Source organism: Butyricicoccus porcorum (assembly GCF_051246315.1).
Lineage (GTDB): Bacteria > Bacillota > Clostridia > Oscillospirales > Butyricicoccaceae > Butyricicoccus_A > Butyricicoccus_A porcorum.
On record NZ_CP178353.1, the window covers coordinates 458078 to 474872 of the forward strand.

The window sequence follows — 16795 nt, forward strand, 5'->3', positions numbered from 1 at the left end:
CTAATTATCCTCCTTCAGCCTTACTTGCCGTTATTGGAGGTCTTGCTGCCGGCATGACCCTTGTAGGTGCGGGTCGGGACAAACTCGCCCAGCTTATGACCAACCATGTCCTCGGTGATATATACCGGAACGTGCTTGCGTCCGTCATGCACAGCAATCGTGTGACCAACGAATTCCGGGAAAATTGTCGATGCACGGGACCAGGTCTTCAGAACCTTCTTCTCGCCGGCCTCATTGAGTGCGATAACCCTTTTGATAAGCTCAGGAGCCACAAAAGGGCCCTTCTTAATGCTTCTGCCCATTCTTTATGTTCTCCTTTCTCACTTACCGTTGCGGCGTCTGACAATCTGCTTGTCAGTACGATTCTTGGTCTTTCTGGTCTTGTAGCCCAGAGCCGGCTTGCCCCACGGAGTTACCGGTCCCGGACGACCTACCGGGCTCTTGCCTTCGCCGCCGCCGTGCGGATGGTCACACGGGTTCATGACGGAACCACGGACGGTCGGGCGGATGCCCAGGTGACGGGTCTTGCCGGCCTTGCCCAGCTTTCTGTTGCTGTAGTCGACGTTGCCGACCTGGCCGATGGTTGCCTTGCAGTTCAGGCGGATATAGCGGTACTCGCCGGACGGCAGACGTACCTGAGCAACGCCGTTCTCCTTTGCCATCAGCTGTGCAGCGCCGCCTGCGGAGCGAACCAGCTGCGCACCCTTGCCCGGGTACAGCTCGATGTTGTGGATGATGGTACCAACCGGGATGTTCTCGATCGGCAGGCAGTTGCCCGGCTTGATGTCAGCCTCTGCGGAAGATGTGACGGTGTCGCCTACGGACAGGCCCTGCGGCGCGATGATATATCTCTTCTCGCCGTCTTCATACTGAACCAGCGCAATGTTTGCGGAGCGGTTCGGATCGTACTCGATGGTCAGGACGGTAGCGTTCATGTCCATCTTGTCGCGCTTGAAGTCAATGATTCTGTACTTCTGCTTGTTGCCGCCGCCCTGGTGGCGTACGGTGATTCTGCCATAGCTGTTTCGGCCTGCGTTCTTCTTCTTCGGTGCGAGAAGGCTCTTTTCAGGCTTGACCTTGGAAAGACCGCTGTAATCGACGACGGTCATGTTGCGTCTCGACGGAGTGGACGCAGTATAGGTCTTTATCGGCATGTTATTCAACTCCTTTAAGTGATATCAAACGTGTGCCGGTTTCGGCACGGTTCGGGTTCCCGCTGACCGGGACTTAGAGCATACCCTCGAAGATCTCGATCGGCTTGGAATCGGCCTTCAGGGTTACGATGGCCTTTTTCATTGCCGGAGTCTTACCGGTGTGAACACCCATTCTCTTCCACTTTTCCGGAAGCTTGACGGTGTTGACGGAAGCGACCTGGACGCCGAAGATCTCTTCGATCGCCTTCTTGATCTCAACCTTGTTTGCGCTCACCAGCACTTCAAAAACGTACTTGTTCTCGCCGATGCCGGACATGGAACGCTCGGTGATGACCGGCTTCTTAATGATGTCGTAAGCCGTCTTCATTATGCGTACACCTCCTCAAGCTTTGCAACCGCTGCCTTGTCGATGATGAACTTGTCAGCGTTCAGGATGTCGTATACATTCAGCGTTGCAACCGGGGTCGTGCGTACGCCCGGGATGTTCGCTGCGGACTTGACAACGTTCTTGCGAACCTCCGGGGTGACAACCAGGCTCTTGCCGGTGCTGTCAACAGCCTTCAGGAAAGCTGCGAACGTCTTGGTCTTGATCTCGCTCATGTCCAGACCGTCGACAACGATGATTTCGCCGGCAGCTGCCTTAGCGGACAGTGCGGAGATCAGCGCCAGGCGGCGGGTCTTCTTATTCAGCGAGTAGTTGTAGGATCTCGGCTTCGGGCCGAGTGCGATGCCACCGTGCGTCCACTGCGGAGCGCGGATGGAACCCTGACGGGCACGGCCGGTGCCCTTCTGGCGCCACGGCTTGATGCCGCCGCCGCGAACCTCGGTACGGGTCAGGGTGGACTGGGTGCCCTGTCTCTGGTTTGCAAGATAATTCTTGACAGCAGCATGAAGGACAACTTCGTTCGGCTCAATGCCGAATACGGAAGCGCTCAGCTCCATCTCGCCGGTCTTTGCACCGGTCATATCATATACTGCTACATTAGGCATGATGTATCCTCCTTTCCCTTTCCTCAGGCGTTCTTAACGGTATTCTTGAGGAACACGATTCCGCCCTTCGGGCCCGGAACGGCGCCGCGGACTGCGATCATGTTCATCTCAGCGTCAACCTTAACAACGTCCAGATTCTGTACGGTAACCTGCTCGTTGCCCATCTGGCCAGGCATCATTTTGCCCTTGAAGATACGGGACGGATCGGAGCAGGAACCCATGGAGCCCTGATGTCTGTGCATCGGGCCGGCACCGTGGCTCATCGGGGAACGATGTGCGCCATAGCGCTTGATGACGCCTGCGTAGCCCTTACCCTTGCTGATGCCGGTGATGTCTACGCTGTCGCCCTCGGCGAATACGTCAGCCTTGAGTACATCGCCCAGCTTGTAGGACGACATGTCGTCAAGACGGAATTCCTTGAGGTACTTCTTAACCGCCTCGCCGGCCTTCTTCAGGTGGCCGAGCTGCGGCTTGTTGAGCTTGCGCTCCTGAACGTCGGCGAAACCGAGCTGTACTGCGTTGTAGCCTTCCTTCTCCTCCGTCTTGATCTGGGTGACGGAGCACGGGCCAGCTTCGATTACGGTAACCGGAATTACCTTGCCGTCAGCGTCGAAAATCTGGGTCATGCCAATTTTCTTGCCGATGATTGCCTTTTGCATTTGTTTTTCCTCCTTGTAGGTTATTGGTTGATGCGCGGTTTCCGCCCACCAACTTGACCTTGCCGCTCTGATGCGGCGCAGGCATTAAAGCTTAATCTCGATCTCAACGCCAGCCGGCAGGTCGAGGGTCATGAGGGTCTCAACCGTGTTCTTGCCTGCGTTCATGATGTCGATGAGTCTCTTGTGGGTACGGCGCTCGAACTGCTCGCGGCTGTCCTTATACTTGTGTACCGCACGAAGAATGGTAACAACCTCGCGCTCGGTCGGCAGCGGGATCGGGCCGGATACCTTTGCGCCGGTGCGCTTGGCAGCCTCTACGATCTTCTCAGATGCCTGATCGATCAGCGAATGGTCATAAGCTTTCAGTCTGATTCTGATTTTCTCTGCATTAGCCATTGTGTGTTTTCCTCCTCGAACACTACATTATTAAAATGTGTCCTTGCGTTCGGAGAGATACTGCAACCCGTCCGTGTGTATCACGTCAGGGCATAAGAAAAACCGGGCAAAACGATAGTGTTGTTCAGCGATCCGGCTTGTTTTGCACCGCAGTGGTTCCGGCTGTCGGCTTTCCAGCGCACGCGCTGGCAGTCCCGAGCTTACGTGGGAACATTCCAGTGATAGGTTAGCAGTTGTCTCAACCGCCCGATTGTCGGACTTACTCCGCCGAAGTTACCTGCGCCTGGCAGCAATCTCCGGCATCATCGCTCACCCGCTCTCGCGAGTGCTTCTATATTCTATACTAGTTTCTCTGTGATGTCAAGAAAATATTTGCTGATTTTTACGAAATTTACGCGGTTCTTTTGTGATTTCAGCACAACGGGCGCGAGCACGCAAGAATCCTCCTCAAAGGCGCACAAAACAGGGCGCCAAAGCGCCCTGTTCCACCTGTCACGAATCCCTGTGGATGACGATAACCAGCCCCTGTGTGGCGCCGGACGAAATGACCAGCTGGTTGTTGTTCACTGTCTCCATTTCATACCCGACCGATTCCATGCCATCGGTCAGCTTCTGCACCAGATTCAGGTCGTTGTCCACCATATAATACTCCACGCCGTCGCCCACATCGCCCGAAAGCAGTGTCGCCGAGGCAGACAGCTCCGGCAGATCGGTGTTGCCCTCTGCGGCAATGACAAACGCATAGCTGTTAGACGCCACCAAATCCGGAATCATAATCTCCTCCTGAAGCACAGGGGCAAGCTGGTCGCTCCGGTCTTCTCCATCGGCTCCCTCCTGCGGGACAGTTGCTCCGCGGTAGGAATTGACAAACAGCCCGCCGAGCGCACCGCTGCTGAGCAGCACAAGCATGATCGCTGTAACGGAAAAAACGAGGATCAGCGGCCAGTGTGCTGCGCGCCTGCGGCGCTGCTGCACGTGCTCAGCCTGTCTGCGCGCCGCAGTGATGATCTTTTCCCGCAGCTCCTGCGGCGGTGCCTCCTCTTCCATATGGGTCAGCGAACGGCCGATCCGCGTGAGGTCTGCCAGATACGCCGCGCATGCGGGACACTCCTGAATATGGTCGAGCAGTGCCGCCTTGTCCGAATCGGAAATATATTCATCGACATACTGGCTGCACAGCTCGCGGTAATCCAGACACTCGGCTTTGGGTGCGCTGTTCTCTTCCGGCTGCTCGAGAATTCCCTGCCGCAGCAGCAGCTCGCGCAGATTCTTGCGCGCGCGTGACAGGCGTTGCCGTACGCCGTTTTCATCCAGACCGAGCACCTGCCCGGTCTCCTCATCGTTCAGCCCGCACAGATCGCGCAGCAGCAGTACCTCGCGCTGCTGCCGGGTCAGCCGGAGCAGAATGACCTGAATGCCTTCATTGAGGTCCTGTTCTCCCCGCTCGGAGCTGTCACGCAGGTGGAACATATCTGACAGAACCGAGTTTTTGGAACCACGCCTGCGGTGCGGGTATTCCGCACATACATTCGCCGCGATGCGGAACACCCAGGTTGACAGCTTGGTATCCGTACACGTCTGGATCTTGCGGTAGATCTGGTAAAAAATCTCCTCCGTCGCAATGCAGGCGTCCTCCTGCCGACCGAGAAAGCGCAGGGCATACTGATAAACCCGGTGCTCATACCGGTCAATCAGGCGTTCAAATGCCGAGTCGTCACCACTCAGGATGCGGTCGACAATGCTGTTTTCGTCAAACATGTCACGCCTCCAGTCCGGACGCCTCTGCGAGCAGTGCGTCCAGCTCCGCAAACGACGTCAGCGAGGAAATACGCGCCTTGAGCTTCTTCGTGCCGCGCACACCCTTGAGATACCATGCGAAGTGCTTGCGCGCCTCCAGCAGGGCGATGCGCTCGCCCTTGTGCTCCGCTGCCAGCGTGATCTGGCGGCGCACGGTCTGCATGCGCTCTGCCAGCGGCGGCAGCGGCGGAATCTCGCACTCCTCATCCAGCGCCGCGCACTGTGCAAACAGCCACGGGTTGCCGAGTGCGCCGCGTCCGATCATAACTGCGTCCGCACCCGTCGCCTGTAAAATATCCTGTGCATCCTGCGCGCTGGCCACATCGCCATTTGCAATAACCGGGATAGACACCGCGCGTTTCACTGCCGCAATCGCCTCCCAGTCTGCCTTTCCGGCGTACATCTGCGTGCGGGTGCGCCCATGCAGGGTAACCGCCGCCGCGCCGCATTCCTCCGCCATCTTTGCAAAATCGAGATAGTTCTGATGTTCCTCATCCCAGCCCTTGCGGAACTTGACCGTCACCGGCACGTCAACCGCATCGACCACCGCGCGGATGATCTGCGCCGCCAGCTTCGGATTGTTCATCAGCGCACTGCCGTCGCCGCCTTTGACGATCTTGGGCGCGGGACAGCCCATATTGATATCGACCAGCGCCGCGCCGGAAATGTCCAGCGCCTTCTGTGCGCCCGCCGCCATATACGCCGGATTGCTGCCGAAAATCTGAATCCAGCCCGGCTTTTCATTGGGCGCGAGCGACAGCAGCTCCCGCGTCTTTTTATCCTGGAACAGCAGCGCCTGTGTCGAGATCATCTCGCTGACGGTCATCGCCGCGCCGCACTCACGGCAGATCTGCCGGAATGCACGATCGGTTACGCCTGCCATCGGCGCCATGATAAAGCGCCCCGCTATATTCACATTTCCAATTGTAAAGCCAGACATAAAGTCACTCCTGTGAAAGATAAAATCACTGTTAGTGTAGCATTGTTTGGCGCAAGTTGCAAGATCATGCGGTTTTCTCCGCCCAAACAAAAAGCGGCGGAGCTGTCTGCTCCGCCGCAATTTCCATTTGAACGATATCTTACAGGAACGCATGTCCGAAGTAATACCCCGCACCTACGCACACAATATTATAGCACGCGATGCCGAGTGCGCTGGCCGTCAGGAACGGACAGACCGCCACGCGGAATGCGCCCGCCGGCAGGGGGAAAATCGTGCGCACCACCGGCACAATGCGTCCGACAAATACGGTCAGAAATCCACCCTTTTCCAAAAACTCTTCACAGCGTTCGGAGGCACGCTGCGCGTGCTTGCTGTGTTTTTTCAGCCAGTCCAGCAACGGCTGTCCGCCAATCCGTCCGATGATATACAGAACGACGCTGCCAACCATACCGCCCAGCACGGTCAGGCCGATAATTTCAACTATCGACACGCTGTTGTGCGCAGCGTATATGCCCGCCGCAGGCAAAATAATGCCCGCCGGCATGCCCGGACAGTTCAGCGCCTCCAGAAAGGTGACAACCAGCAGAACCAGCACGCCATATTGAGACAGCAGCCCCAGAACAGTGCCTAATTCCATGCTTCTTTTTCCTCACTTCCTGTCGTATCCGTCTGCGGCGTCGGTCTGTTCGCCCTGCACCGGCTCCGCCGCAGCCTGTTCCGATGCATCGGCGTTCCGTTCTTCGTCCTTCTGATCTTCGTTGTCATCCCAGGTTTCGTTCAGGATCTCATCGAGCATGGAGCCAGGCTTGCGCGGCATATGCCGGATGATACCCCCGCCCAGGCTGAATACAACGAAAAACATGCCAAAGAACAGCACAATCGGCAAAATCTCATCTTTGATCTGTGCGCTCAACTCCAGCGGGAGCAGAGTCGCGGTCAGCAGCTTCATCGGTTTTGTGTCTCCCTGTTATGGTTTCCCTCTTTTGTTTATCATATCGCCTTTCCCTCTGTGTTTCAAGCGAAATCTTAACATTTTACATTCTATTCATGTTGCATTCAAATTTCAGCACAAAAGAAGGCATACCGCAGGCGGACGCTCCGCCCCGGCATGCCTTCCGCTATGTAAACCGCCCGGATTCAGCTGTCCCGGCGGGTCAGATACACCACCGCCGCACTCATGTCGTCCGGTGCCCCGCGCGCGGAACCCTCGAGCACGATGCGCGCCGCAAGCTCACGCGCACTCAGGTGCATGCTGCCAGCAAGCAGCTCCTCCACCCAGCCGGCATTGGAACCGTCTGCATCGACAATGCCGTCGCTGAGCAGCAGCAGCGCGTCGCCGTCTCCCATGCGGAACTGTGTGACATCCATCTCGCCGGATTCCTCCAGCCCGGCAGGTAATGTCGAGGACAGAATTCGCCGCACGCGCACCGTGCCGTCGCCATCCACCGCGCGCACAAAGCTCGGTGCCGCGCCGCACTTGACCGAATCCGCTGCGCCGGTGAACAGATCGATGGTGCTGACATCCAGCGTCACGAACTGCCTGCCCTGTGTGCGCAGCTTGAGCGCAGGCCCGATGGTACGCACGCTGTCCGCTGCGGAAATGCCTGCGCGCAGGAATTGCTCTGCCATGCGAACCGTGCTCTCTGCATCCTCACGCGCCTGTTCCCCCGAACCCATGCCGTCGGACAACAGCACACACGCGATGCCCTCCTCTGTCGTAAAATAGCGGATGCAGTCGCCGGACACCTTCTGCCCCTCGCGCGTGCGCGTCCCGACGCCGACTGTAATGCAATACGGTTCGCGCTCGCGGAACAGCAGGCTCAGTCCGCCCGGCCCGTGTACGCTCTCCGGCCCGACCAACCGGACATTCATCAGCGCACTCAGCCCGGACAGAAACCCCTCCCGGTTGCGTATGATGCGCGTCACACATTCGCCGGACAGCTCAAAATGCAACCGTCCACGCCGGTCTTTCCACGCTGCCGCTGTGCGTACACGGCCAAATGCCTCCGCATAGGTGCGCAGCTCGCGCTCCCGTGACGGCAGCGCCTCCGGCCCCGCGCCCATGCTCTCTCCCACCTGCTTCAGAATCCCGGTCACACCCGCATACTGCTGGGCGATCAGCCTGCGCCCGGCTTCATTCCGGCGCTGCGCCTGCCGCCGCTGATAGAGCGCGTCCATCCCCTCATTGACCGCCACGACAAAATCGGAAAACCGCAGGCACTGTGCGGCAAAATGCCCCGGGAAATCGCTCGCCACGACATGCCCGCTGCGAAGAAGCGGCCCGGAAATGGAATCCAATGTACGCAGTGTCGCCAGCTTGTCCCGTTCCCAGCACGACTGCCGCGCGCTGCACCGGCGGCATACACGGTCTGCTGCACGATCAAATACCGCGCCGAGATCATTTTCCTCCTTGTGGCGGCTCCCGCCTGCCAACGCCTGGTACATCTCGGAAAAGGCATCGGATACCACCGATGCATAATGGTTGGCAATGCGGCATACGCGTGCTGCATAATCGGTCGGTTCCGGATTGGGCGGCAGCAGCCTGTCCTGCACGGTGCGCCAGGTCCGGTCAGGCACAAGCACAAAGCAGACCGATGCGACAAAGCATTCATACAGGCCGGACAGATAGGCCTCCTGCCCGCCAAACAGATTGACTGCCGCATGGGTCAGCACAAACACAATCGCATACACCACACGCCCGGAGCGCTGAAAAAAGCCCGCAATCATGCCGGCAATCGCATAAATTCCCGCGTAATACAGCCCTGCGCCGCCAGCCGCGTCCATCGCAATGCCGATGCCGACGCCGCACGCCGCACCATACGAAAAGCCGCCCATATAGCCGACCGCCATGACGGACAGCAGCGCCGCGATGCGTGCCGGACAGATCAGGTCGACCACCTGAAACGGATAGGCCGCCATGAGCACCGTTGCCGCAAGGACCAGCATACCGCCGAATCGGATAACCTGCGGCCGCCCGCGCACGGTGTCCAGTGCCGCCTCGTAAAAATACGCCGCTCCTGCCGCCAGTGCAATGCGGCAGGCAAACAGAACAACCGCCTGCCAGTCCCATGCCTCACCGATGAGGAAGATACAGCCGGTCACACCCACCGCGCCCGCCGCACACGCCGGGAAAAACCATCGGCTCGCCGCCACGCCGACGCCGGAAAACACCGTCGCCGCTGTCAGCACAATGAGCGCTGCACCCGCATACTGCACGCCCTCCGCGCCAGGATGTGACAGCAGATATCCTGCAAATGTACCGAGCACGGCAGCAAAGCCGTTCCCCGTGCGGCAGGCCGCCGCTGCAAATGCCACACCAAAGGGCGAGCCGACGCCTGCCGCCTCCGCACACGACAGTACACCTGCCGCCGCAAAATATAGAAAGGGCAGTCCGGCTCGGCGCGCACGCGCACCTCCCGCCGTTTTCTGCCGCTGTATGTTCCGCTTTTCCAACATATATCTCTGCGCCTCCTGTTCCATACCTATAGTATAGAGAACCGCAGATAAAAAATTTGCCGAAACCGTAAGGGCAGAAAAGGGGATTTCCTGACGTAAAAAAGAATTCCGCCAAAACGCCTGCTGTGCGTTTTGACGGAATCCCATCCCCCTGTTATTTCCTGCCGTGTTCGTCTTTCCACGCCTTGATCTGCTGCAGCCGTGCCTTGTATTTCGCCTCCACGCCCTGCTCCGTCGGGCGGTAATATTCCCGGCCCAACAGCGAATCCGGCAGGCACTGCATATCGGTCAGCCTGTCCGCGGCATTGTGGGCATACTGATAGCCCTTGCCATATTCCAGTTCTTTCATCAGCTTCGTGGGCGCATTGCGAATGACCAGCGGTACCGGCTCCGCCAGTTGGGTCAGCGCATCCCTTTTGGCCGTTTCATACGCCAGATACAGCGCATTGGACTTGGGCGCCATGGACATGTATACCACGGCCTGTGTCAGATTGACCGAGCACTCCGGCATGCCGATAAAATGGCACGCCTGATATGCCGCCACCGCAATTTCCAGTGCGCGCGGATCCGCCATGCCGATGTCTTCGCTGGCAAACCGAATCACACGCCGCGCGACATACAGCGGATCTTCGCCCGCCTCCAGCATGCGTGCCAGCCAGTACACCGCCGCGTCCGGGTCGGAATTGCGCATGGACTTGTGCAGAGCAGAAATCAAATTGTAATGCTCCTCGCCCTTTTTGTCATACAACAGCGACTTTTTGGACAGGCACTGCGCCAACGTGTCCTCTGTCACCGTGACTGTATCGCCGTCCGTATCGCCGTTGAGCACGACCATCTCCAGCGTGGACAGCGCGCTGCGCGCATCTCCATTCGCAAAATTTGCAATCAGCTCCAGCATATCGGTGGAAATGGCAATCTTCTGCCCGCCGAAACCGCGCGGGTCGCGCAGCGCACGCGACAGCAGTGACATCAGGTCTTCTGCCGTCAATGCCTGCAAGACAAATACCTTGCAGCGGGACAACAGTGCACCGTTGACCTCAAACGATGGATTTTCCGTCGTCGCACCGATGAGCACAATGCTGCCCTTCTCCACAAACGGCAGAAAGGCATCCTGCTGCGCCTTATTGAAGCGGTGAATCTCGTCCACAAAAACAATCGTGCGGTCACCAAAACGGCGGTTGTCCTCCGCACGCTGCATAACCTGCCGAATCTCTTTGATTCCGCTGGTCACGGCGGAAAAGTCAATGAATGCGGCGCGCGTGCGCTGTGCGATAATGCGCGCGAGCGTCGTTTTGCCCACACCCGGCGGTCCCCAGAAAATCATAGAGGAAATGCGGTCGCTTTCAATCAGGCGGCGCAGCACCTTGCCTTCGCCGAGCAAATGTGTCTGCCCAACAAATTCCTCCAGCGTGCGCGGGCGCAGACGCGCCGCCAGCGGCTGCAAATCGTCCCCGCCGAATAACGTCTGCTGCTCCATGGCACTCTCCTCCGTTCTCTGAAATCCCGGCTGTGGAAAAACAGCTGCATGAAAAACAAAAAAGCTGTGGAAAACCCACAGCTTTTTTCTGGTGGAAGTTACAGGGCTCGAACCTGTGACCCTCTGCTTGTAAGGCAGATGCTCTCCCAGCTGAGCTAAACTTCCATTGGTGACCCGTACGAGAATCGAACTCGTGTTACCGCCGTGAAAGGGCGGTGTCTTAACCGCTTGACCAACGGGCCAAAATGGTAGCGGTAATTGGACTTGAACCAATGACCTTCCGGGTATGAACCGGACGCTCTAGCCAACTAAGCTATACCGCCATATCATCGCCGCCCTCTCACGAGGCTTCCGTTTTTCGTCCCTCGTCAGATGACGATGATTATTATATCTTCTAAAGCGCCAAATGTCAACACTTTTTTCAAAAAACTTTTTTGTTTTTTTCCGTATCATCTTTTTGCACGAATTGCGGCTCAAAACCCCATCTTCCGTGCCGGAAACGGCGGAACCACATACGCGTCGATCAGACCTTCAATGCGGCGGCGGCCGTCGACTTCGTCCCAGAGCGCTTCATAGCCGCGACGATACAGCTCCCCGCGCGTCATCGTGATGACATTCCCGTCCTCATCCTCGCTCGTGACCGATTTGGCCAGCGTCGTGCCCAGCTTCTCATTCAGCGCATCCAGCTCCTCCTGTTCCGCAGGGCTGTCGGTATCCGCCGCGCGCAGCGCAGGGTCTGCCAGCATGAGATCCTGCATGCGCTGAATGTATGCAAAATCCTCCGGATAGCGGCTGTCAAGGAATTGCTCATACAGCGCTTCATCCCAGCTGCGTTCCGCACGCATTTCGTCTGCTGTCAACATAAAATACTCCCGGCCGACGCGCTGCCCCTGGTCGGGCACCGGGTCATCATAGGTACAGTCGATAAAATAGGTCTCCCCGTACAGGCGGACAGCGTTCCAGGCATGTGTCATGTCGTCATCTTCGACATAATATACATCGATACCTGCACCGTCGCACATCGCCTGAAACGCGCGCGCATAGCCCGCGCACACGGCACGCCCATCCTCCGCCACACCCGCTGCCATCTGCACGCGGTCGCTGTCATCTTCCGCATAGACGCAGCTGCGAATGAGCGCATCGTGAATCGCTTTGAGCTTGCCTGTAATGCTCTTTTCTCCGGCGGCAGCCTCCGCACCTGCGGCGCGCGCGGCTGCCAGCCCCGCATCCTGTTCGTCCTTTTTCTCGATTTCATAGGTCAGCGACAGGCTGCCGTTTTCATACACCGCTGTGGACAGCGTGGACAGATACGGATTCTGCGCCTGAAGCAAATGGTACACCTGTTTTTCCTGGATGTCCTGGCTATGGAACAGCAGCGTATCGCGCCCGTCGGCATAGGCCGCCGCCAGCTCGTCCGCTGCTTCCACGCTTGTCTTCGCCAGGGAAACATCCTCCTGTTCCGGCGCCTTGAGCTTCCACATACCCAAAAAGGCCGCGACAATCAGGACAACCAGTATAATCTTTTTGTCTATCGCCTTCATTGCCGCCCCTTTCTTCTGTTGACCCGCTTACGCCTGATGCAGCGTCATCGCCACCCAGTCGCCCGACTGGTCGCGACGGTCGAGCACAAAGCCCGCATCCAGCAGCGATTGCTGTACCTCGTCAGCGCGCGGCGCGATAATGCCGGATACAATCAGCGTGCCTTCCGGCTTCAGCTTGTCCTTTAAAATATACCGCATGCCCATGATGACGTCCGCGACGATGTTCGCCACAATGATGTCATAGCTGCCGCCGATTTCCTCGGACAGCGCCGCGTCACCGATGACATCGCCGACATGGGTGCGCAGCGAAAATCCGTTTTTCTCCGCATTTTCCGCCGCGATTTTGACCGCATTGGGGTCGATATCCACTGCCGCGATGTCCGACGCGCCCAGCATATGTGCCGCGACAGACAAAATACCGCTGCCGCAGCCCATGTCGAGCAGGCGGTCGCCCGGACGCACCAGCCGCTCCAGCTCACAGATGCACAGCTGGGTGGTGTTGTGCGTGCCCGTGCCAAAGCTGGACGACGGGTCGATTTCCAGAATGCGGCGGCCCTCCTCCGGTTCACAGGTCTCCCATGACGGCTTGATGAGGAACGTCTGACCGACGCGGAACGGCTTAAAATACTGCTTCCAGTTGTTTTCCCAGTCCTCCTGCCGAATGGATGCCAGCTCGGTCACACAACGGCCAAAGGCATGTGCCTCATCGCGTGCGCGCAGCCCTGCCAAACCCGCATTGACCTGCGCGAGCAGCTCCGCTCCCGCCGGGCTGTCCTCGACATAGATTTTCACGTTGGTCTCCGTGTCCTTCTTCTCCTTCGCCAAACTCTCGTCCACATAATCCCAGTATATCTCCGTGTCCTGTAAAAAATCCGCAAAATCCTGCGCATCCTCAATGACAAAGCCATCAATGCCGAGATCCATCAGCATACCGGTTACGGCATCGATGCCTGTGGTCGATGTCCAGATGGTCACTTCTGTCCAGTTGTTCACAAACGTCCTCCTTTGCAAAAAAGAGCGCAGACAGGAGACAAGCCCTCCCCCGCCTGCGCTTTTCCTTCTATCGCGATTACAACGCCACCATGCCATAATGGCGGCGGAAATAATCAATTGTATCTTCGTCCAGCTCCCATGTCCCGTCATATAGTGCTATGCCGTCAAACACGCACAGTGCCTCCTCCAGCAGGTCGGGATTTTCCGCCGCAAGACAGACCGGGCGGTTAATCATATACTGCCCTTCCGCAAGAAGGTGCACATCCTCCGGCGTGTTGATCTCCAGCTTGAGTGCGCCCGACCACTGGTCTTCCAGCTCGAGCAGTGTCTCGCCAAAATGATCCTCCAGATCAATCGGATCGGAAATATCAATGGTGACATCCACAAAATGCGCATGCATGCCAACCGGTGCAAGGATGTAATCGTCGTCTGCATCCGGCTCATTTTTGCTGCTGCTCGGCGGTGCCAGCTTCAGCAGGCGGCGCGCATCATCCGGTTCCGTCGTGTGGTAAAATTCCACGCTCTCCAGCTCACGCATGCCGCCCAGCTCGCCCGGCTCAACCGAAACACCGAGCGCAATGCTCGCGTGCGGCGCCAGCTCCTCAATCGTGTCGTCGAGGTCCTCCGGCTCACCGGTCAGGATAATGCCCGCAACGCCTATGCGCTGTAAAATACCCATGACCGCCATCGCAGACGAACCGTCCACTGTGCGTCCGTCCTCATCCACCGGCATTTCTACGAAAACACCCAGCCCATCCAGCTCCGTCGCCGCCAGCACGGCGGCGCGCAGGACGTGCAGGTTTTGCCGCATGCGGATGTAGACAAAGTCTGCCTCTTCATGCATCGCGCGGCGTGCAATGTTGCGGAACCGCCCGATCAGGCGTTCCGACGGCCATTTTGCGCCGATGTCCTCCTCTGCATTCCAGCCGTCCGCATTGACCAGCATGCCGACCAGCCGGTCTCCGACACAGCTCTTTGCCGTTTCAATGCTCATCGCGTCCGGCACGACGACCGCAGATGCCCGGCAGCTTTTCCAGTCCACCGACATCATCTGCTGCGGCCGTTCCATTGTCAAAATAACTTCCCCTCTGCATAAAGGAACGGGTTCCATAGCTCTCCTTCCGCCTTCGACAGGCTGTTCAATCTTACATATGTTCGGGTGCTTCCACACCGATAATGGTCAGTACATTATAGATGGTCTGACGCGCCGCGCAGCACAGGACAAGGCGTGCATCGCGCACGGCATCCTCCGCCTCCTTGATGCGGCACGCATTGTAGAAACGGTGGAACTGTGCACACAGTGCAACTGCATACTTGTTCAGGCGAGACGGGTCGCGCTCTGCCGCTGCCATGCTGATTTCCTCCGGCAGCAGGCTGATCTGCTTGACCAGTGCCAGCTCTTCTGCCTCGCCCAGGACGGTCAGATCGGCGCTCTCCGGCACGCGGATGCCTTCCTCCTCCATCTTGCGCAGCAGGCTGCAAATACGCGCATGCGCATACTGGCAGTAATACAGCGGGTTCTCGCTGTCCTGCTTGACCGCAAGGTCGAGATCAAATTCCATCTGCGTTTCTGCCGCGCGCGAATTGAAGAAATAACGCGCTGCATCGACCGGAATCTCGTCCAGCAGATCGGACAGTGTCAGCGACTTGCCGGTGCGCTTGGACATGCGGACAACCTCGCCGCCCTGCATCATGCGGACCAGCTGCATGAGCACGATTTCCAGGCGGTTCGAGCCGTCCAGACCGAGCGCGTCCAGCGCGCTCTTGAGGCGCAGCACGTGGCCATGGTGGTCGGCGCCCCAGATATTGATGACACGGTCAAAGCCGCGCACCTCGAACTTGTTGCGGTGATACGCGATATCTGCCGCAAAGTAGGTGTAGAAGCCGTTTGCGCGGCGCAGGACGTCATCCTTGTCGCAACCGAAGTCGGTCGAGCGCAGCCACAGCGCGCCCTCCTTTTCGTAGGTCGCGCCCTTTGCGGTCAGCATATCAACAGTCTCCTTGACGAAGCCGGAGTCATGCAGGCCGCTCTCACGGAACCACACATCATAGTGAATTTTATAGCGCTCCAGATCGCGCTGCATGCGCGCGATGTTGGTCGGCAGGCCGTATTCGACGATGATTTTGCGGCGCTCCTCGCCGTCCATGTCGAGCAGCTTGTCACCGTGGATCTTGACCAGATCAGCTGCCAGCTCGCGGATGTCCGCACCCTGATACCAGCTCTCGTCAAATACAATCGCGTCCTCGCCCTTCAGCTGCTGGATATAGCGGCCCTCGACCGAGTGTGCGAACTTATCAACCTGGTTGCCCGCATCGTTGATATAAAACTCACGGGTGACATCGTGTCCCGCCCAGTCGAGCACCTCGGACAGGCAGTCGCCCAGCACGCCGCCGCGCGCGTTGCCCATATGCATCGGGCCGGTCGGATTTGCGGAGACAAATTCAACCATGATCTTTTCCGGATGCTCCGCCTTGATGCGTCCGTAATCCGCACCCATGTCCGATACCAGCTGAACCGCATCGGCATACCATTTTTTGCCCAGACGGAAATTCAGGAAGCCGGGGCCGGCGATGGAGATTTCCTCAAAATACGTGCCGTCCAGCGCAATATGCGCCACCAGCGCCTCGGCAATCTTGCGCGGCGCCATGTGAAGCGCACGTGCGCACTGCATCGCAAACGACGAAGCATAGTCGCCGTTTTTCGTGTCCTTCGGGATTTCAACGGCAACCGCCGGTACATCGCCCTCCGGCAGCTCTCCTGCGGCAACCGCAGCGTGGTATGCGCCTAGGACTGCCTCTGCCGCCTGCTTCTTCGCCTGTTCGATTAAATTCATGTTATCTAGCCTTTCTTTTTTCCTCATTCGTATGGCGCTGTATAAGCGCCCGAAACGGGCGGAAAAACTTCCGCCCGCATGGTTCCGTATTTATGACAGATGCGGTGCGTCGTTCGACGGCGTGACCGCCATCTCAAACCGATGCGTGCCCGCAAGCGTGGAATCGATTTCCACGGTATAGTCGATGGCAAGGCTGCCGCCGTTTTCCCCGATCGTATTGACCAGATGGGAGGTATGGGTGGAAATCGCCATCGAACCGACGTCGGTCTGGTACAGCCCGACATGCCGCTTGTTCTTGGCGAACAGCATCTGTGTCGGATGTGTTCCTGTGCGCGTCATCGTCACCTGCTGATCCTCCAGCTTGAGTGTGGTGCGTGTGCCCTCCATACCGGTCAGTTCACTCTCTTCATACGAGACAAAATATTTGCCGCCGCGGCGGTACAGCCGCCCTGCTGTAATCAGGTTGATATGGTCGGGCTCGCAGCCCTCAAAATCCTGACTGCTCGCAATGGTGATGATAACGTCCTTCTTCAGTGGTGTTTCCTGCTCCATTGGCGG

At 58.1% G+C, this 16795-nt stretch carries 17 protein-coding genes and 3 tRNA genes; all 20 read right to left on the reverse strand.

Annotated elements, in window-relative coordinates:
• Positions 1–20: 20 nt before the first annotated feature.
• Complete coding sequence (gene rpsS / locus ACLM7Z_RS02170; RefSeq protein WP_087022556.1) at positions 21–302, reverse strand: 30S ribosomal protein S19; 282 nt, start codon at positions 300–302, stop codon at positions 21–23.
• 18 nt (positions 303–320) lie between these two features.
• Complete coding sequence (gene rplB, locus ACLM7Z_RS02175) at positions 321–1154, reverse strand: 50S ribosomal protein L2 (RefSeq protein ID WP_087022559.1); 834 nt, start codon at positions 1152–1154, stop codon at positions 321–323.
• Positions 1155–1227: 73 nt separating this feature from the next.
• Positions 1228–1521: a 50S ribosomal protein L23 gene (gene rplW / locus ACLM7Z_RS02180; RefSeq protein WP_435645538.1), complete on the reverse strand. Its 294-nt coding sequence runs from the start codon at positions 1519–1521 to the stop codon at positions 1228–1230.
• On the reverse strand, positions 1521–2144 hold the full coding sequence (rplD, locus tag ACLM7Z_RS02185) for a 50S ribosomal protein L4 (RefSeq protein WP_087022565.1): 624 nt from the start codon (positions 2142–2144) through the stop codon (positions 1521–1523). The genes rplW and rplD overlap by 1 nt, the downstream gene beginning before the upstream one ends.
• Before the next feature lie 23 nt (positions 2145–2167).
• Positions 2168–2803, reverse strand: a complete 636-nt coding sequence (gene rplC / locus ACLM7Z_RS02190) for a 50S ribosomal protein L3 (RefSeq protein WP_087022568.1) — start codon at positions 2801–2803, stop codon at positions 2168–2170.
• Between the two features lie 84 nt (positions 2804–2887).
• Entirely contained in the window at positions 2888–3199 is a 312-nt protein-coding gene (gene rpsJ / locus ACLM7Z_RS02195) for a 30S ribosomal protein S10 (protein WP_087022573.1), read from the reverse strand.
• Positions 3200–3691: 492 nt separating this feature from the next.
• Entirely contained in the window at positions 3692–4957 is a 1266-nt protein-coding gene (locus ACLM7Z_RS02200) for a sigma-70 family RNA polymerase sigma factor (RefSeq protein ID WP_273350564.1), read from the reverse strand.
• A 1-nt stretch (position 4958) separates the two neighbouring features.
• The gene (gene dusB, locus ACLM7Z_RS02205) at positions 4959–5936 is read right to left on the reverse strand and encodes a tRNA dihydrouridine synthase DusB (protein ID WP_435645539.1); all 978 of its coding nucleotides are present in this window, start codon (positions 5934–5936) and stop codon (positions 4959–4961) included.
• A gap of 139 nt (positions 5937–6075) precedes the next feature.
• The gene (locus ACLM7Z_RS02210) at positions 6076–6573 is read right to left on the reverse strand and encodes a DedA family protein (protein ID WP_087022583.1); all 498 of its coding nucleotides are present in this window, start codon (positions 6571–6573) and stop codon (positions 6076–6078) included.
• Between the two features lie 12 nt (positions 6574–6585).
• Positions 6586–6885 (reverse strand): hypothetical protein, encoded by a 300-nt coding sequence (locus ACLM7Z_RS02215; RefSeq protein WP_087022586.1) that lies wholly within the window; start codon positions 6883–6885, stop codon positions 6586–6588.
• A gap of 188 nt (positions 6886–7073) precedes the next feature.
• Complete coding sequence (locus tag ACLM7Z_RS02220; RefSeq protein WP_165761195.1) at positions 7074–9392, reverse strand: SpoIIE family protein phosphatase; 2319 nt, start codon at positions 9390–9392, stop codon at positions 7074–7076.
• A gap of 154 nt (positions 9393–9546) precedes the next feature.
• Positions 9547–10869 carry a replication-associated recombination protein A gene (locus ACLM7Z_RS02225; RefSeq protein ID WP_087022592.1) on the reverse strand — a complete coding sequence of 441 codons (1323 nt, stop codon included), beginning with the start codon at positions 10867–10869 and terminating at the stop codon, positions 9547–9549.
• Between the two features lie 89 nt (positions 10870–10958).
• Positions 10959–11034, reverse strand: a tRNA-Val gene (locus ACLM7Z_RS02230).
• A gap of 2 nt (positions 11035–11036) precedes the next feature.
• Positions 11037–11111: transfer RNA gene (locus ACLM7Z_RS02235), tRNA-Glu, on the reverse strand.
• A gap of 4 nt (positions 11112–11115) precedes the next feature.
• Positions 11116–11192: transfer RNA gene (locus tag ACLM7Z_RS02240), tRNA-Met, on the reverse strand.
• A gap of 150 nt (positions 11193–11342) precedes the next feature.
• Positions 11343–12410: a transglutaminase domain-containing protein gene (locus ACLM7Z_RS02245; RefSeq protein ID WP_435645540.1), complete on the reverse strand. Its 1068-nt coding sequence runs from the start codon at positions 12408–12410 to the stop codon at positions 11343–11345.
• A gap of 27 nt (positions 12411–12437) precedes the next feature.
• Positions 12438–13403 carry a 50S ribosomal protein L11 methyltransferase gene (gene prmA / locus ACLM7Z_RS02250; protein ID WP_273350484.1) on the reverse strand — a complete coding sequence of 322 codons (966 nt, stop codon included), beginning with the start codon at positions 13401–13403 and terminating at the stop codon, positions 12438–12440.
• Positions 13404–13479: 76 nt separating this feature from the next.
• Positions 13480–14472, reverse strand: coding sequence for a hypothetical protein (locus ACLM7Z_RS02255; protein ID WP_087022601.1), 993 nt, complete (start codon positions 14470–14472; stop codon positions 13480–13482).
• Between the two features lie 76 nt (positions 14473–14548).
• Complete coding sequence (gene argS / locus ACLM7Z_RS02260; protein ID WP_087022604.1) at positions 14549–16237, reverse strand: arginine--tRNA ligase; 1689 nt, start codon at positions 16235–16237, stop codon at positions 14549–14551.
• 90 nt (positions 16238–16327) lie between these two features.
• Positions 16328–16789, reverse strand: a complete 462-nt coding sequence (locus ACLM7Z_RS02265; protein WP_087022606.1) for a DUF1934 domain-containing protein — start codon at positions 16787–16789, stop codon at positions 16328–16330.
• Between the last annotated feature and the right edge of the window lie 6 nt (positions 16790–16795).

Excerpts from the sequence above, each read along its gene's own strand:
- rplC (WP_087022568.1), bottom strand. The coding sequence starts at position 2,803 with ATGCAAAAGGCAATCATCGGCAAGAAAATTGGCATGACCCAGATTTTC.
- rpsJ (WP_087022573.1), bottom strand. The coding sequence starts at position 3,199 with ATGGCTAATGCAGAGAAAATCAGAATCAGACTGAAAGCTTATGACCAT.
- ACLM7Z_RS02225 (WP_087022592.1), bottom strand. The coding sequence starts at position 10,869 with ATGGAGCAGCAGACGTTATTCGGCGGGGACGATTTGCAGCCGCTGGCG.
- argS (WP_087022604.1), bottom strand. The coding sequence starts at position 16,237 with ATGAATTTAATCGAACAGGCGAAGAAGCAGGCGGCAGAGGCAGTCCTA.
- rplD (WP_087022565.1), bottom strand. The coding sequence starts at position 2,144 with ATGCCTAATGTAGCAGTATATGATATGACCGGTGCAAAGACCGGCGAG.
- ACLM7Z_RS02220 (WP_165761195.1), bottom strand. The coding sequence starts at position 9,392 with ATGTTGGAAAAGCGGAACATACAGCGGCAGAAAACGGCGGGAGGTGCG.
- ACLM7Z_RS02215 (WP_087022586.1), bottom strand. The coding sequence starts at position 6,885 with ATGAAGCTGCTGACCGCGACTCTGCTCCCGCTGGAGTTGAGCGCACAG.
- rpsS (WP_087022556.1), bottom strand. The coding sequence starts at position 302 with ATGGGCAGAAGCATTAAGAAGGGCCCTTTTGTGGCTCCTGAGCTTATC.
- ACLM7Z_RS02200 (WP_273350564.1), bottom strand. The coding sequence starts at position 4,957 with ATGTTTGACGAAAACAGCATTGTCGACCGCATCCTGAGTGGTGACGAC.
- rplW (WP_435645538.1), bottom strand. The coding sequence starts at position 1,521 with ATGAAGACGGCTTACGACATCATTAAGAAGCCGGTCATCACCGAGCGT.
- ACLM7Z_RS02245 (WP_435645540.1), bottom strand. The coding sequence starts at position 12,410 with ATGAAGGCGATAGACAAAAAGATTATACTGGTTGTCCTGATTGTCGCG.
- ACLM7Z_RS02265 (WP_087022606.1), bottom strand. The coding sequence starts at position 16,789 with ATGGAGCAGGAAACACCACTGAAGAAGGACGTTATCATCACCATTGCG.
- ACLM7Z_RS02255 (WP_087022601.1), bottom strand. The coding sequence starts at position 14,472 with ATGGAACGGCCGCAGCAGATGATGTCGGTGGACTGGAAAAGCTGCCGG.
- rplB (WP_087022559.1), bottom strand. The coding sequence starts at position 1,154 with ATGCCGATAAAGACCTATACTGCGTCCACTCCGTCGAGACGCAACATG.
- dusB (WP_435645539.1), bottom strand. The coding sequence starts at position 5,936 with ATGTCTGGCTTTACAATTGGAAATGTGAATATAGCGGGGCGCTTTATC.
- ACLM7Z_RS02210 (WP_087022583.1), bottom strand. The coding sequence starts at position 6,573 with ATGGAATTAGGCACTGTTCTGGGGCTGCTGTCTCAATATGGCGTGCTG.